Genomic DNA, 15,501 nt, shown 5'->3' on the forward strand with positions numbered 1-15,501 from the left:
GCCTTCAGGGCACGGGCGCCAGGGCCGTCCTGGCGCGCCGGTCCGGGGTGCCTTCCGCGCGCGCCTTCTCCAGCACGGGCCTGAGCTCGGCGCGCATGTCCGCCGGGGCGAGCTGCAGGGCCTTCTCCAGCTTTGACACGGCCTCGGCTGGACGGCCCCGTGCGAGCAACCACTCGCCCATGCCCAGCAGCGCGTCGGAGTAACCCCGGGGCTGCGGCTTGGACTCCTTCTCCCAGCGCGCCAGTGCCTGCTCGAGGTCTTGTCCCGCCTCGTCCCACCGCTTCAGGCGCACCAGCGTCCGGCCCAGGGAGCCCAGCGACTCCGCCACGAGGAAGTGGTCGGCGCCCAGGGCCTTGCGCCGCAGGGCCAGCGCCCGCTCGTGACGCGTCCGCGCCTCCTCGTACCTGCCCATGTCCCGGAGCACGTTGCCCAGCACCTGGAGCGTGATGGCCAGGTCGGGGTGTCCGGGCTCCAGCGCCTTCTCCTGGATGGCCAGCGCGCGCAGGGAGTGCACGCGGGCCTCCGGGTACTTCTTCATGGCCCGGAGCACCTGGGCCAGGTCGGTGAGCGTGGTGGCCACGTCGGGATGCTCGGGCCCTTGCGTCTTCTGGCGGATGGCCAGCGCGCGCTCGAGCCGGGCCCTGGCCTCCGGGTAGCGGCCCATGGCCCGCAGCGCGACGCCCAGGTTGTTGAGCGTGCTGGCGACGTCGGGATGGTCGGGCGCCAGGAGCTTCTCGCGGATGGCCAGCGCCTGCTCGTACACCCGCAGCGCCTCGTCGGTGCGGCCCAGGGCGTCGAGCGCCGTGCCCATGTTGGTGAGCGCGCTGGCGACGTCGGGGTGCTCATTGCCCAGGACATTCTTGCGGATGGCCAGCGCGTGCTCGTACTCCGCCAGCGCCTCCTCGTACTTGCCCATCGCGTCGAAGGCGGTGCCCAGGTAGTTGTAGGAGTTGGCGACGAGCGGATTGTCCGGACCCAGGGCCTTGCGGCGGATGACCAGGGCGCGCTCGTAGGAGTCGCGGGCCTCGGCGTACTTGCCCATCGCCGCGAGCACGGTGCCCAGGCTGTTGAGGGAGTTGGCGACCACCGCGTGCTCGGGGCCCAGCGCCTTCTGCCGCAGGGCCAGCGCGCGCTCGTACAGGCTCCGCGCCTCCTCGTACTTGCCCATCGCCTGGAACACGATGGCCTGCTCATAGAGGGCGTCCGCGCGCGCCCGGTCGTCATCCGCGACGTCCACGGCGGACTCCATCGCCAGCCGCAGGCCCAGCGCCTCGGGGTAGCGCGCCTGGCGCCCCCCCATCTCCCGGAACAGCAGCGTCCACGCCCTCGCCACCAGCGTCAGGTCCTTGCTGCGCGCGGCCTCGGGGATGGCCCGCCGCACCAGCGCCTCGGAGGCCGCGTAGTCACCGGCCGAGTCCTTCAGGTAGGCGACCTGGTAGAGCGCCTGGGCCAGCAGGGGCGGGTAGCCCACCTTCTCCACCCGCGGCAGCAGCTTCTCGCCCGTGGCCAGCGTGTCGCGGTACTTGCCCGCCAGGCGCAGGGGCTCGAGCTGGTCCACCTTCACCTGGAGCGACTCCACCTCGGCGCGCACCGTGGGGTCCGCCGGCAGGGGCACCGCCGCCGTCAGCGTCTTGGCATCCGCGCAGGCCTCCAGGGGCGGCAGCGACTGCACCGCCAGCACGGCCTTGGACACGTTGTCCTTGTCGGGCCCCTGGGCGAAGAGCTCCGTGAGCGCCCGCATCTGGCCGCGCCGCCGCTCCAGGCAGTACACCTCCAGCACGGTGGGCTCCTGCGCGTGCGAGGCCTCCTGGCCGCGCCCCACCTCGCACGCCTCGGTGCGCATCCGCACCCAGGTACCGGCATAGCCGTCGAGCAGCGCGGACACGCGGGTGAAGGTGTCCTGTGCGTAGGGCAGCCCGGTGCCGAGGAAGGCCTGCTTCATCCGCGCCTTCACCGCGCCGTCCCACGTGCCGGCGAGCCGGCGCTCCAGGTGCGCGCACGCCGGCTCCCGGTGCTCGAGCTGGAACCAGCTCCACAGCGTCAGTCCCGCCAGCCCCGCCACCAGCGCCGTCAGCCCCACGGTGCGCCGGCGCACCCGGCGGCGCGCCTCGGGGTCGTCCTCCAGCGCCGCGACGAGCTTCTGCATGGAGCCGGGGCGCTGCGCGGGGTCCGCCCGCAGGCCCGGCAGCAGCGTGTCCGCCACCCACGCGGGCACCTGCGTGTCGGCGGGAGGCGGCTTCACCTGGCCCTCGAGCTGGGCCCGCTTGGACTCGGCCTGCGTGGCGCGGGAGAAGGGGTGCTGCTCGTAGAGCGCCTCGTAGAGGGCCACGCAGAAGGCGAACACGTCGCTGCGCGCGTCGGCGGGCTCGGCCCGGAGCAGCTCCGGGGCCATGTAGCGGGGCGTGCCCAGCAGCGTGCCCTGCAGCGTGAGGGGGCTGTCCAGGGCGCCCGGCGGCAGCGGCAGGGGCGTCTTCGCGGGCGTCTCCGGCGGCGGCGAGCCGTCCGCCCGCGCCAGGCCGAAGTCCGTCACCCGCACCCGGCCGTCGTTGCCGACGAGGACGTTCTCGGGCTTGAAGTCGCGGTGGATGAGGCCCGCCTCGTGCGCGGCCGCCAGTCCCCGCCCGGCCGCCAGGTACACCGTCAGAATCTCGCGCCAGGTGCGCGGGGCCTTCTCGCACCAGCCGCGCAGCGTCTGCCCCTCCACCATCTCCATGGCGATGAAGATGGCGCCGTCCTCGAGCGTGCCCACGTCGTAGATGGCCACCACGTGGGGGTGCGAGAGGCGGGCCATGGCCTGGGCCTCGCGCAGCATGCGCGCCTCCAGGTCGTGCTGGGACTGGCCGGTGTCCCACTCGTAGCGCAGCAGCTTGAGGGCCACGCGCCGGTCCAGCCGCGAGTCGTACGCGGCCACCACCTCGCCCATGCCGCCGCTGCCCAGCTTGTTGAGCACGGTGTAGCGGCCCACCAGCGTCTGCCCGGGGGTGATGGACACCGGCCCGGGAGCGCGGGGCCCGGAGGTGGGCGTGTCCCGGAAAGGCAGGGGTGAGGCGTGGCCGCGCACCTGGGTGGCGGCGTCCCCCTCCGCCGAGGGGTCCACGTACAAGAGCGTCCGCCCCGGCAGGGGCACCGGGCTGCGCACCAGCGTGGCGTCTTCTTCCGGGGTGCCGGGCTGCGCGTCTCCGGGTACCCGGGGCTCCACGTCCTTCATTGCCTGCCTCCCCGCGGTGCGAACTGTCACCGGCTGGACAGTCATACCGTGGAGGGCGGAGCGCTGTCACCGAGGCGCCGCGTCACGGCCGCGCATTCCCCGAAGGAAGGCCCGCTCCGGCCGCCTCTCCCTCCCCATGGGGCAGGTCTACATCCCTGGAGGGCTCTCCAGCCAGCCAGTCGCGCAACCCGGATACAGATTCCAGCTCGTTGCGCTCGGCGGCTCCCGGGACGCTCGCGGCATGGACGCCCTGACCGCCGAGCGCCCGCACGCGCCTGGAACCGGGGACGCCCGCGGGTCCCTTGCGTGCGCGGTCCTCGGCCTCAACGTTCTCGTGAGACCACGGTCGTGGGTCGGGGCGCCGGGCCGTGATGCGGCCCACTGGAGGAGACATGGCGGACAAGAGGCCGAACATCCTCATCATCTGGGGTGACGACATCGGCTGGTTCAATCCCAGTTGCTACCACCAGGGGGCGATGGGCTACCGCACTCCGAACATCGACCGCATCGCCACCGAGGGCGCACGGTTCACCGATTGGTATGGGCAGCAGAGCTGCACGGCGGGGCGTGCCGCCTTCATCACCGGCCAGTCGCCGATCCGCACGGGCCTCACCAAGGTGGGCCTGCCGGGCGCCAGGCTCGGCCTCCAGGCCGAGGACCCGACGATCGCCGATCTGTTGAAACCCCTGGGCTATGCCACCGGCCAGTTTGGCAAGAACCACCTCGGTGACCGCGACGAGTTCCTGCCGACCCACCACGGGTTCGACGAGTTCTTCGGCAATCTCTATCACCTCAACGCGGAAGAGGAGCCCGAGCACCCGGACTACCCCAAGGACCCCCGGTTCCGGAAGCGCTTCGGGCCGCGCGGGGTGCTGCATTGCTGGGCCAATCCCGACAGCACGCAGAAGATCGAGGACACCGGCCCCCTCACGAAGAAGCGGATGGAGACGGTGGATGAGGAGTTCCTGTCCGCCTGCTTCGGCTTCCTCGAGCGCTGCAACGCCGAGGGCAAGCCCTTCTTCTGCTGGTTCAACTCGACCCGCATGCACGTCTTCACGCATCTGAAGAAGGAGTCGCAGGGGGTGACCGGCCTCGGGCTGTACCCGGACGGCATGGTCGAACACGACGGGCACGTCGGCAGACTGCTCGCCAAGCTCGACGAATTGGGGATCACCGACAACACCATCGTCATGTATTCGACCGACAATGGCGCCGAAGTGCTGAGCTGGCCCGACGGTGGCAGCACCCCGTTCCGTGGCGAGAAGGACACCAATTGGGAGGGCGGCTGGCGCGTGCCCTGCGTCATCCGCTGGCCGGGCGTCATCGAGCCAGGGACCCTCTCCAATGAGCTGTTCTCGCACACCGACATGCTGCCCACGCTGCTCGCGGCCGCCGGGGAACCCGACATCGTCGAGAAGCTCAAGAGGGGTCACAAGGCCGGGAAGAAGACGTTCAAGGTCCACATCGATGGCTACAACCTCCTGCCCTTCCTCAAGGGTGACGTGAAGGAGAACCCGCGCCGGGCCTTCTTCTACTGGAGCGATGACGGCGACCTGGTGGCGTTGCGCTTCGACCAGTGGAAGCTCCACTTCCTCGAACAGCGCGCCCATGGAATGGGCGTCTGGCAGGAGCAGTTCTCGGAATTGCGCCTCCCGAAGCTCTTCAACCTCCGGAGCGATCCGTTCGAGCGGGCCGACGAAGACGCGACGATGTACTACGACCAGTGGGCCGCCGAGCGCATGTTCGTATTGGTTCCCGCGCAGGCCCTCGTCGGCGAGTTCCTGAAGACCTTCGAGCAGTTCCCGCCACGCCAGACACCCTCGAGCTTCAGCATCAGCCAGGCCCTGGAGAAGGCGCGAGCAAGACAACAGGCGATGGCCGTCGCCGCGCCCGAGGAGGAAGAAGTGGCGGCGGGCGGAGAACAGGAACAGCCCGCCGTTCATTGAGCCCTCCCTCACCGTCGATCATGTCGAAGAGCCCGTGGCCATTGGCGGGGAAGGCGCCCACGGGCGAGGTGCCCGCGTAGCCGTCCTCGAGCAGGTTCTGCATGGGGAACTGCCCCTGCCAGGTGTTGGCCATCATCCGGCCCCCGCGCGCGGCGTAGGCCTCCACGTCCTCGAAGGCCACGTGGACGACGGGGTATTGCTCGCGTCCAGGTGCTGCCGGGGCCCTCGGGGCTCCGCCAGCAGGCGCCCGGCACGTAGGCCCACCACTGCGTGGCGTGACGGGCTCTCGCCCCGGTGGGACGCTCGGCGTCGGAGCGGATGACCTGGGACTCGGGGCCGAGCGCCCGCTCCGCCCGTCCGCACCTCCCCCCGGGGCCCGGGGGTCGCGGTTGCTTCCCTCGGAGTGGCTCATCAGATTTTCGACAGTCCGCGGTTTCGTGGCTCCTGCCACCCAGGAGCCCGTTGAGCGCGGCCGGAGGCGAACATGGGGATAGCAATGCCACGGGGACGGCAATTTGGAGCCGCTCCCTTCTTGCGGCGGTGGGTCGGGTCATTCGCGATGCTCGCCGCGTTCGCGGGCGGTGCCACCTGGGCCGCTCCCCCGGAGCCTGAGAGCTCCCAGAAGGAGCCTGACAGCACCAAGAAGCCCGCCGTCGATCCCCAGGCCCGCGCGCTGCTGGAGAAGATGAGCGACTTCCTCGCCAACCAGCGGCAGTTCAGCGTCCAGACGGACGGCTCGATTGAGGTCGTGCTCGAGTCGGGAGAGAAGTTGGAGTTCGACTACTCGAGCGACGTTCGCGTCAAGCGGCCCGACAAGCTCCGGAGCGACCGGCGCGGAGAGAAGACGGACGCGGAATTCTATTACGACGGACGCACCTTCACCTTGTACGGGAAGAACAAGCACTACTACGCGAGCGCCGACGCCCCGGGCAACCTCGACGAGGCGATCGACGCGGCGCGCGAGCGGCTGGGCGTCGAGGCGCCCGCGGCGGATCTGCTCTACAGCAATCCCTACAAGGTCCTGATGGAGGACGTCGTTTCGGCGGCCGACCTGGGTCAGGCCTATGTCCGCGGCGTTTCCTGCCGCCACCTGGCGTTTCGCGGCAACGAGTCCGACTGGCAGATCTGGATCGAGGACGGGCCCAGGCCCGTGCCGGTCAAGTTCGTGATCGTCTCGAAGAAGGTCGAGAGCCTGCCCGAGTTCACGACCGAGTTCTCGGAGTGGAACTTCTCGCCCAGGCTCGGTGACGAGGTGTTCCACTTCACTCCGCGCGGCAACGACAAGCGCATCAACTTCCTCGACAGGTCCAAGTCCGGCCCGGAGAAGCAAGGAGACAAGAAATGAAACGCATACAGCTCTGCGCCATGTCCCTGGCGTTCCTGCTCGTCTCGAGCGAGGCCCTGGCGGTGATTGGCAGGCCCCTGACGCCCATGAGCTACGCGGGAGTGGCCCGCCGCACCACGCGTCGAGCGGTCGTGGGGACGGCCGCCGTCGTGGGGACGGCCGCCGTCGTGGGGACGGCCGCCGTCGTGGGGACGGCCGCCGTCATCTCCACGCTGCCCGCTGGCTGCGCCGAGGTCGTCAACGCGGGTGTCGTGTACCAGAGGTGCGGGAGCACCTACTACCGGCCGAGCTACGACGGTCCCAACCTCGTGTATGTCCCGACACCGATGTGAGGCCCCGGCCCGGACTCCTCTGGAGTCCGGGCTCCTCCGAGCACCTGGAGGCGGACGGCCGCGCCGTTAGAGGCGCAAGCCGAACACGAGGGGGATGTACTGGCCATCCGCCTTCTTGGGGCCCGCCGCCGTGTCGATGTCACCGCTGAAGATGTAGTGGTAGCGGCCTTCCGCGTAGAGGCGGAGGGGGCCTCCGAAGAGCCTCAGGCTGATGCCGACGCCCGCGTTGAGGCCGAAGTCCGTCCTGCTGCGCGAGCCGAGCACCGCATCGACCGCCACGGGCGTGCTGTAGCAGATGTACAGCCAGGGGTCGCAGTACGGCACCGTGGCCACCCCCGCGAACTCGGTGATCTCCACCCGCCGGTGGTAGACGCCGGGGCCGCCCAGCAAGTAGATGCCGAAGGGGCGTGCGGGGAGCACGTTGAAGACGGCGTTGAGGTCCCCGTACTGCATCGAGTGGTTGCCGTTGACGCCCGCCGCGTTCAGGACGGTCGACTGGATGTTGTAGGCGCTGTAGAGGTACTCGGCCTGCACGCCGATCAGCCGGCTGATGTTGTACGTCACGCCGGCCTGGAAGGCGCCGCCCGTGTCGAAGTTGTCGGCCGAGCCGCCGAGGGGGAAGCTCAGGCCTCCTCCGATGTTGAAGCCCACGTGCGGTACGAGCGACTCGTGCTCCTCACCGCTGCTGACGAAGGTCTGGGGCGTATCCGAGCCCTGTGCCAGGGCGGGCGGGGCGCCCGCGAGCAGCATCAGACCCAGGGTCATTCCGGAAATGAATCGCATGGTGTTCCTCCTTCACCGAAGGTACGCACCAGGGGAGGAGCGCTCCCACCAGACCGCGAGGGTTGGAGAGGGTTGAAGGCAGGTGGTGAGCCTCGGACTGGAGGGAGAGGCAGGCGGGCCGGGGGCTCCCGGTCGCGCAGGCCCCCCGATGTCTATTGTCGGGGAGTCAACCGCCCCTCGGGGCCGAGGAGATGCACATGTCCTTCCCGTCGCGACTGGCCGGAGCGCTGTGGGTGCTGGGGCTCGCTTCGTGCACGAGCATCAGCACGAACACGAACTACGACCCCAACTTCGTGCAGGAAGTGGCCGTGTACCGCACCTACTCCTGGCTGCCCATGAGGGAGGGCGCGGATCCAAACGTCTACAACCCCATCATCCAGGCGCGAGTCCATCAGGCGGTGGACCGCGAGCTGCGGTCGCGCGGCTACAAGCTGGCGGAGCCGGGGCAGAAGGCGGACTTCGAGATTGGCTGGCACGGGGCCATCAACCACAAGGTGGACGTGGATTACGTCAACCACTACTACGGCTACGCGTGGGATCCCTGGTACGACCCGTTCTATGGCCCGGTGGCCTACGGAGGGGCGGGGGTGAGCACGCCCGTGGTGCGCGAGTACCGCGAGGGGACGCTCATCCTGGACATCGTGGACACCGGCTCGAACAAGCTCGTCTGGCGCGGCACGGCCCAGGCCGAGCTGTCGGAGAACAGTGACGCGAAGAAGAGCCAGGAGCTCATCAGCCAGGCCGTCGACAAGATGCTCAAGAAGTTCCCTCCCGAGCCGGTGAAGCAGTAGCAGGCGCACGCCCGAGGATGCGGGGAGGCCGCGCTCAGAGCCGGAAGCCAAACATGATGGGCAGGTACTGGCCGTCTGCCTTTCGGGGGCCGGCCGGCGTGTCGATGGTGCCGCTGAAGACGTAGTGGTAGCGGCCCTCCACGTAGACGAGGATGGGGCCTCCGAAGAGCCTCAGGCCGAGGCCGGCACCCGCGTTGAGCCCGAAGTCCGTCCGGCTCCTCGAGCCGAGCACCTGATCCACCCCGACGGGCGAGTTGTAACAGAAGAACAGCCAGGGGTCGCAGTAGGGCACGACGGCCGTGCCGGCGAACTGGGTGATCTGCACCCGCCGGTGGTAGAGGCCGGGCCCGCCCAGCACGTAGATCCCGAAGGGGCGGGAGGGGAGCACCCGGTAGACGACGTTGAGATCTCCGGACTGCATGGAGTGGTTGCCGTCGACGCCATTCGAGGACAGCACGTCGGACCGGATGTCGTAGCGGCTGTGGAGGTACTCGGCCTGCACGCCCAGGGACTGCGTGAAGTTGTAGGTCACCCCGAGCTGGAAGCCGCCGCCCGTCTGGAAGCGGCCTTCCGCGTTCGAGATGGGCAGGGACACGCCACCTCCGATGTTGAAGCCGACGCGCGGCACGAGCGTCTCTGGCTCGGCGGCGTTGACGACGTTCGTGGGCGCGTCCGAGTCGGCGGCCAGGGCGGCGCGGGCGCTCGCGAGCAGCACCAGGCCCACGGCCATTCCGGAATGAAATCTCATGTCGTTTCTCCTTGCGCCGAGGGTAGGCACCAGGCCGGAGCGGCGCTCATCCGTTCGCCGGAAGGGGAGGCCTGCCGGGGCCACGCCTTCCCGCCGGGTCACTCGTGAGGTCTGGCATGACGGTGGAGGAGACCGCGGGCGAGCCGGTTCACCGGGCCGCGCAGCAGCACGTACGGCACGAGGGCCAGGAGCACGGCCACGAACAGCCCCTGGAGCGGCCGCAGCCCCTTGAGCACGACGAGCTGATAGACCGTGTCCATCACCACGGCGAGGAGGAAGATCCTCCCGACCGCGCTCCATCCAGAGCGCAGCCGCTCGAGCCGGTGCGACGGGTCCGTGAACAGCGCCCAGAAGTAGGGGGGGTTGCCCGCGTGCGCGTCCTTGATGCCGTCGCGCACGGCGAACACGATTGCCATCAGCGGTTGGAGGTAGAAACGGAACGCCATCGGACCCTCGGGGCGCTCGACGATCTCCCGCCAGAGCTGTGTGAACACGTCAGCCATCGTGAGCCTCCTGGTCCTGGGCGGACCGCCTCGGCCCATGATGGTTTTCCCTCGCGGCGGGCGGACCTGTTCCGGGCGGGACCCGCGGAACGATGCCCATGCACCGGGGGGGAGACCACACCCGGCGCGCTGCTCGTCCAGCCCGGCGGGGAGGTGATGAGCCGCGGGACTGGAGGGAGGGGCAGGCGGGCCGGGGGCGCCCGGCCACGGAGGGCCCCCGATGCCTATTGTCGGGGAGTGAACCGCCCCTCGGGGCCGAGGAGATGCACATGTCCTTCCCGTCGCGTCTGACCGGAGCGCTGCTGGTGCTGGGGCTCGCTTCGTGCACGAGCATCAGCACGAACACGAACTACGATCCCAGCTTCGTGCAACAAGTGGCCGCGTACCGCACCTATTCCTGGCTGCCCATGAGGGAGGGTGCGGATCCGAAGGTCTACAACCCCATCATCCAGGCGCGAGTCCATCAGGCGGTGGACCACGAGCTGCAGTCGCGCGGCTACAAGCTGGCGGAGGCGGGGCAGAAGGCGGACTTCGAGATTGGCTGGCACGGGGCCATCAACCACAAGATGGACGTGGATTACGTCAACCACTACTACGGCTACGGGTGGGGTCCTTCTTACGACCCGTTCTACGGCGCGGGGGCCTACGGAGGGGCGGGGATGAGCACGCCCGTGGTGCGCGAGTACCGGGAGGGGACGCTCATCCTGGACATCGTGGACACCGGCTCGAACCAGCTCGTCTGGCGCGGCACGGCCCAGGCCGAGCTGTCGGAGAACAGTGACGCGAAGAAGAGCCAGGAGCTCATCAGCCAGGCCGTCGACAAGATGCTCAAGAAGTTCCCTCCCGAGCCGGAGAAGCAGTAGCGGGGGAGGGCCGCCAGACGTCGGGCGCGTGACGCGGACTCGCCCCGGAGGTCCGCTCGGCGCAGGGGGAGGGGGGATGCAAGTTGGGGGCGGATCCTTCCCATGCGCATCCTTCCTCGGCTCTCGTGTCGGCTGTTCGCGCTTCCTCTGCTGGTGTTGATGGCAGCCTGTGCTTCGGTGAAGCCACGCTCTGCCCTGATGGAGCGCGTGGGTCACTCGACCATGTCCGTGGGCGAGCTGCGCATCCGCGTGCGCGACATGGCCCGCCGCTTCCCCGTCGTGCTCGAGGCCACCGCGGACGAGGTCGTCAAGAATTCCGACTCGGCCGAGACGCGCGAGGCGATGCTCCGGTTCAAGAGCAACGCGGTCCCCGCCATGCAGGCCGCGCTGCTGCAGCCGGATCCGGTGGCGGCGATGATCGACGGGTGGGCCTTCCTGGTGCAGCTCGAGCAGGTGCTCCCGAAGGTGGCCACGCCAGAGGTGAGGTCCTCCTTCCAGAAGTCGCTCGGCAATCTGGAGTCGGAGGTGGAGACGCTCTGGCGGGAGCTCTCGGGCAAGCAGGACGTGTCCGAGCTGAGCGGGCTCGTCCACAAGTGGGCCACCGAACATCCCCTGGCCGGTCCCGTCCTGATGCGCGACTCCACCGCGCCGCTGTTGGCCTCCTTCACGGATCGCTCCGGCGTGGGGCTGTTGGGGGGCACGGCCAACCTCCTCCAGGACACGCAGGACATCATCGCCCGGGTGGACCTGTACGCGGGCAGCCTCCCGCGGCAGGCCCGCTGGCAGGCGGAGATCGCCGCCCAGGAGATGGTGGAAGGCACGCCGGTCCTCACCTCGGCCATGGGCGAGCTGAACCGGGCGGTGGACGTGCTGGTGCGCATGGGCACCCTGGCGGACAGGACGCCCCGGTGGGTGACGGGCGAGCGCGAGGCGCTGCAGGGCTTCATCTCCTCCGAGCGGCAGGCGGTGCTGGAGGGCGTGCTGGACGGCGTCCGGGGCGAGCGGCAGGCGGTGGTGGACTCGCTGCACACCGAGCGGGTGCAGGCCCTCCAGCAGACGGACGTGATGGGCCGGGGCTGGGTGGACCACGCCTTCGATCGCGCCGAGGGCCTGGTGGACCACATCTTCCTCTGGTTGCTGGGGCTGGCGGCCCTGCTGGTGGTGGGAGCGCTCGGGGTCGCGGCGCTGCTGACACGCGGAGGTCGCCGCGGCGAGGGCCCGCGTTGGGGCCGCCGGCGCGCGGCAGGGGGGCCGCCGAGGGACGGAGGGCCCGGAGTGCCCGGGCCGGGGGTGGAGCATGGCCCGCCCGGTGAGCACCCGGGCGAACCCCACCACTAGCCGGGCGCCGGACTATCCACCGGACCGGGAAGTGCCCAGCGTCTCCTATAGGAGGAGCGATGAGGAAAGAGGCGCGCCTGTCTCCGGTGGAACTGCTGCGGCAGCTCACCCTGTCCATCGAGCGCCTCGCCGCCCAGGGAATCGCCAGCGGCGCGGTGCGCGGTGCCACCGAGGAGCTGCGGGCGGGGCTTCCGGAGCTCGACGGGCAGGTCCAGGCCGTCTTCCAGGATGTGTTGGCGCTGCTCGAGCGCATGGCGCATGAGGCCGCCGAGCGTCCGCCCCGGCCCTCCGAGGAGTGGTCGAGCCTGATCGCCCAGGGCGCGGTGCGTGGAGCGGTGGAGCAGCTGCGGCGCTCGTTGCCCGGCTTGAATGTGTTCTCCTCGGAGGTGATGGCGCGGCTGAACGTGTTGCTCGAGCAATCCGCGCGGGTCGCGGCGAACCGGGAGGCGGAGATTCGCACGCCCGGGACGCGGGCCCGGCTCGCCGCCGCTGGAGCGGTGCAGGGCGCGCTGGGACAGCTCCACGACTCGATGCCGCAGCTGGCGCCGGTGGCGGCCGAGTTCTCGTCGCAGGTGGGGCGTGGGCTCGTCGAGGGACTCGGCGCGAAGGTGAAGGAGGAGAACGAGGCCCTCGCCGCCCTCCTCGAGCGCGTGGGGCGGAGCCTCGTTCACGCATTCGTGGATCAACTCGCCACGGAGCTGCGGACCCAGTGGAACCAGCGCGAAGGGGTGGTGGTCCGGGCGGTGGAGGACACGGCCGAGCAGGTGGCCGCGGCGTGCGTGCGTGGCGCCACCGAGGAGCTGGTCCGCCAGGTGCGCGCCCTGCGTGAATCCACCTCGGGAAGGGGCATCCTCCGGAAAGCGGGCTGGGAGGTGTCCAGCGGCATCCTGTCCGCCCTGAGCGACGGCCTGCGCAAGCCCCTGGCCGTGGCGGTGGGGGCGGGCAGCGCGCTCCTGCTCTCGGTGCTGCTGGTCACGAAGCTCCGCTGAGCGGCCGGTGGAAGTGCCCCGTCAGAGCAGTTTCTGGGCGAGCTGCACGAGGAGCCCGAGGAACTGCCGGTCCAGGATGAGCAGCGGCGCCAGGGGCGTCAGGGCCGCGATGGTGACGGACAGCAGCGGCCTGCGGCTCCAGGGAAACAACCGCATCCGGTGCGTGACGTCGAAGGCCGTCCCCAGGTCCGCGAGCGAGGAGAACTCGATAGCGCCCAGCAGCTGCGGCTGGGGATCGCCCGGAGCCCGTGCCGTGCCCACCTCGGCGCCGAACCACTTGCGCTCGAAGTCCCGCGAGTGGAGGGCCGCGAGCGTGGAGAAGTGGAGCTCTCCGAGCCGCTTCGCCCTCAGGAGCGGGCGGGAGAAGAACGCCAGCGGAGCGAAGACGAGGAGGACGGCGACGAGCGCGAGGACGAGCTGGGGAGTGGCGTACCTCAGTGGATCCTCGGTGGGGCCCATCCGGCTCAGCTGCCGTGTGATGCCGGCCGTGGTGCAGGCCAGCGCGAAGACGACGAGGGAGAAGCTGCTCTGGGCGTTGCACAGGAAGCGGAGGCCCCCCGTGAAGTCCGGATGGGTGGGCTTCAGGGCGAGGGGCAGCCGCGATACCCTGAACAGGAAGAAGCTCCACGCGATGCCGCGCCACAGCCACCAGAGCACCAGGAAGCGGAAGAGGGGCAGGCTCATCGCGAGGTACCACCCGCCGGCCAGGGTGGGGTGTCTCCCGTCCCCGGTGAGCCACTCCGCGTGCTTTTCGCCGAGCTCTTGCACGAGGGAGAGCGCGTAGCTGAGGACCAGCAGCCCGGCCTCGACGAGCCCCAGGCTCCGGAGTCTCTTCGCCTCGCGCGCGGCGGCGTCGAGGGCGTGCAGGTGCTCCGCCGGGACGAGCTCCGAGGTGACGAGCTGGCGCGCGGCCAGCGCGAGGCGGTGGTCGACGAAGGGCTCGGCCGCGAGGAGTAGGGGCACCGAGAGCAGCAGCCGGATGTGGATGGGGAAGTCGAGGAGGAAGGCGTGGAGCGACGGCTCGCCTCGCGCGACGGTGAGGACGAGCAGGGGGAGCCACGCCAGGAGTGGCAGGGCAAGCACCCGCCGGAGCGGATGGGGCCTGCGCGAGGGCGTGAGGTGGAGCCACCGCCGCAGCGGGAGGAAGGGTCCTCCCCGGATGAGGGAGAAGTCCTGTAACGACGCGGGCACGTCCATGGCTGCTCCAAGGCGAGGAATCGGAGGGAAGGCACCGCTCAGAAGCCGAGCGCGGGCAGGGGAGGCAGGGGCTGCGCGTGCTCCAGGGACTGCTCCACCTCCTCGGCGTAGCGCCGCACCAGCGGCAGGCGTGGGGAGTCGCCCAGGGCCGACTCGGCGGCCGCGCGCATCTGGTGGAGCAGCTCGCGGCTGGCCCGCTGGTCCTGCTCCCGTCTGGCTCGCAGTCCCACCTCTCCGGCCAGCCGCAGCAACCGCAGCACCACGGCGGGCTCGCGGGCGCCGTAACGGCCGATCTGATCCGTGGCCAGGAGCAGGTAGTCCCCCAGCTCCAGCGCGCGCAGGAAGACGCGTGGGTGACCCGTGGGGCCGGCCAGGACGCGGGGGCCCTGCCGCAGCGCGCACAGCTCGCACAGCAGGACGGTGAGCTCGTCCAGGGCTTCCACCGCCGAGGACGGATCATTGACGCCCGGCGAGAGCGCCTTGATGGCCACGTCCACGAGTTGCCGCACCCCGAGCGCCAGGTCCCTGTCCGGCTCGCGCCAGGGGCCGATGATCACCGCGCGCTCCACCGCCTCCCGCACGGGCGAGTCCTCCTCGAGGGGACCCTTCTCCGAGAGCATCCGGCCGAGCCGCGAGCCGCGCATCACGGGCTCACCGATGACCACGTCCATCTGGATGACGAGCCCATGGGCCCTGGCCAGCCGCAGCAGCGCCCGCGCGTCGAGGTCCACCACGAAGCCGGAGGCCGGGGAGAGCACGGGCCGCCACGTGCCGGAGAGGGCCGGGGCGGTGGGGGGCTGCTCCGCGTCCAGGCGGCGCCGATCGTCCAGCATGTGCGCCACCTTCAGGGAGTAGGACTTCGTCTGGCGGACGATCTGCTCGGCGCGCACCAGCGTGAGCATGTACGTCATCTGGAAGACGAGGGCCGCGCCGCAGCAGACGAGCAGCAGCATGGCGATGGAGAGCGCCGGCCGGGGCGCCTCGCCCGGGTCCGTCACGAAGCCGAACGCGTAGATGCCCACTAGGCAGTAGACGCCGGTGGCCACGAAGGTGGGGACGAGGATGCGGAAGCCCCAGCGGTGCATGAAGAGGCGCAGCAGGCGCGGGGAGTACTGGCTCGCGGTGTTCTGCAGCACCACCAGAGACACCGACAGGGAGATGCTCAGGGAGGTGAGCACCACCCCCAGCACCGAACCGAGGCCCGTCCGTGCTTGCGCGACGGTGATGCGCCAGGCCAGGCCCCGCAGCGGCCCGTATTGGGTGCCGAAGGGGTTGGCCACGAAGAGCACGGCCAGCGCGGCTCCCAGCAGGGCTCCCAGGGAGGGGAGCAGCCACGAGTTGTTGCGTGCCCACACCCGCTTCAGGGGGTGCTCGCTCCAGGGGCCCACGGGCCGCTGTCCCACGGCCGGCGCCCGCCAGCCTCGAGGGGCGGGCGCCACTCCCACGTTCAGGCTCACG

At 70.4% G+C, this 15,501-nt stretch carries 13 protein-coding genes; 7 read left to right on the forward strand and 6 right to left on the reverse strand.

The annotated features are described in order from the left end of the window. Positions 1 to 4 precede the first annotated feature (4 nt). Positions 5 to 3,208, reverse strand: coding sequence for a tetratricopeptide repeat protein (locus ACJ8AN_RS20685; protein WP_407757121.1), 3,204 nt, complete (start codon positions 3,206 to 3,208; stop codon positions 5 to 7). A gap of 392 nt (positions 3,209 to 3,600) precedes the next feature. Here ACJ8AN_RS20685 and ACJ8AN_RS20690 point away from each other — a divergent pair, with 392 nt between their 5' ends. The 3 genes from ACJ8AN_RS20690 to ACJ8AN_RS20700 all read left to right on the forward strand — a co-directional run bounded on the left by ACJ8AN_RS20690 (position 3,601) and on the right by ACJ8AN_RS20700 (position 6,831). Further along, entirely contained in the window at positions 3,601 to 5,154 is a 1,554-nt protein-coding gene (locus ACJ8AN_RS20690) for an arylsulfatase (protein WP_407757122.1), read from the forward strand. A gap of 559 nt (positions 5,155 to 5,713) precedes the next feature. Continuing rightward, entirely contained in the window at positions 5,714 to 6,499 is a 786-nt protein-coding gene (locus tag ACJ8AN_RS20695) for a DUF2092 domain-containing protein (RefSeq protein ID WP_407757123.1), read from the forward strand. After that, the gene (locus ACJ8AN_RS20700; protein WP_407757124.1) at positions 6,496 to 6,831 is read left to right on the forward strand and encodes a hypothetical protein; all 336 of its coding nucleotides are present in this window, start codon (positions 6,496 to 6,498) and stop codon (positions 6,829 to 6,831) included. The genes ACJ8AN_RS20695 and ACJ8AN_RS20700 overlap by 4 nt, the downstream gene beginning before the upstream one ends. Positions 6,832 to 6,897: 66 nt before the next feature. Here ACJ8AN_RS20700 and ACJ8AN_RS20705 read toward each other — a convergent pair whose 3' ends face one another. After that, entirely contained in the window at positions 6,898 to 7,614 is a 717-nt protein-coding gene (locus tag ACJ8AN_RS20705; protein ID WP_407757125.1) for an outer membrane beta-barrel protein, read from the reverse strand. Positions 7,615 to 7,811: 197 nt separating this feature from the next. Here ACJ8AN_RS20705 and ACJ8AN_RS20710 point away from each other — a divergent pair, with 197 nt between their 5' ends. Beyond that, positions 7,812 to 8,405 carry a DUF4136 domain-containing protein gene (locus ACJ8AN_RS20710; RefSeq protein WP_407757126.1) on the forward strand — a complete coding sequence of 198 codons (594 nt, stop codon included), beginning with the start codon at positions 7,812 to 7,814 and terminating at the stop codon, positions 8,403 to 8,405. Positions 8,406 to 8,439: 34 nt separating this feature from the next. On the opposite strand, the gene ACJ8AN_RS20715 is transcribed toward ACJ8AN_RS20710, so the two are convergent. Both ACJ8AN_RS20715 and ACJ8AN_RS20720 read right to left on the reverse strand, forming a co-directional pair. Beyond that, complete coding sequence (locus ACJ8AN_RS20715; protein ID WP_407757127.1) at positions 8,440 to 9,153, reverse strand: outer membrane beta-barrel protein; 714 nt, start codon at positions 9,151 to 9,153, stop codon at positions 8,440 to 8,442. A 98-nt stretch (positions 9,154 to 9,251) separates the two neighbouring features. Beyond that, positions 9,252 to 9,656 carry a hypothetical protein gene (locus tag ACJ8AN_RS20720; protein WP_407757128.1) on the reverse strand — a complete coding sequence of 135 codons (405 nt, stop codon included), beginning with the start codon at positions 9,654 to 9,656 and terminating at the stop codon, positions 9,252 to 9,254. A gap of 269 nt (positions 9,657 to 9,925) precedes the next feature. Between ACJ8AN_RS20720 and ACJ8AN_RS20725 the strand changes: the two genes are divergently transcribed. From ACJ8AN_RS20725 to ACJ8AN_RS20735, 3 genes are all read left to right on the forward strand, one after another. Beyond that, entirely contained in the window at positions 9,926 to 10,519 is a 594-nt protein-coding gene (locus tag ACJ8AN_RS20725; RefSeq protein WP_407757129.1) for a DUF4136 domain-containing protein, read from the forward strand. Positions 10,520 to 10,717: 198 nt separating this feature from the next. Then, complete coding sequence (locus tag ACJ8AN_RS20730; protein WP_407757130.1) at positions 10,718 to 11,857, forward strand: chemotaxis protein; 1,140 nt, start codon at positions 10,718 to 10,720, stop codon at positions 11,855 to 11,857. A 59-nt stretch (positions 11,858 to 11,916) separates the two neighbouring features. Further along, on the forward strand, positions 11,917 to 12,846 hold the full coding sequence (locus ACJ8AN_RS20735; protein WP_407757131.1) for a hypothetical protein: 930 nt from the start codon (positions 11,917 to 11,919) through the stop codon (positions 12,844 to 12,846). A gap of 21 nt (positions 12,847 to 12,867) precedes the next feature. Here ACJ8AN_RS20735 and ACJ8AN_RS20740 read toward each other — a convergent pair whose 3' ends face one another. Together ACJ8AN_RS20740 and ACJ8AN_RS20745 are read right to left on the reverse strand one after the other, a co-directional pair. After that, entirely contained in the window at positions 12,868 to 14,043 is a 1,176-nt protein-coding gene (locus tag ACJ8AN_RS20740) for a hypothetical protein (RefSeq protein ID WP_407757132.1), read from the reverse strand. A gap of 38 nt (positions 14,044 to 14,081) precedes the next feature. Beyond that, positions 14,082 to 15,500 carry a DUF2254 domain-containing protein gene (locus tag ACJ8AN_RS20745; RefSeq protein WP_407757133.1) on the reverse strand — a complete coding sequence of 473 codons (1,419 nt, stop codon included), beginning with the start codon at positions 15,498 to 15,500 and terminating at the stop codon, positions 14,082 to 14,084. Between the last annotated feature and the right edge of the window lies 1 nt (position 15,501).

It is taken from the genome of Archangium sp. (genome assembly GCF_045802675.1).
GTDB lineage: Bacteria > Myxococcota > Myxococcia > Myxococcales > Myxococcaceae > Archangium.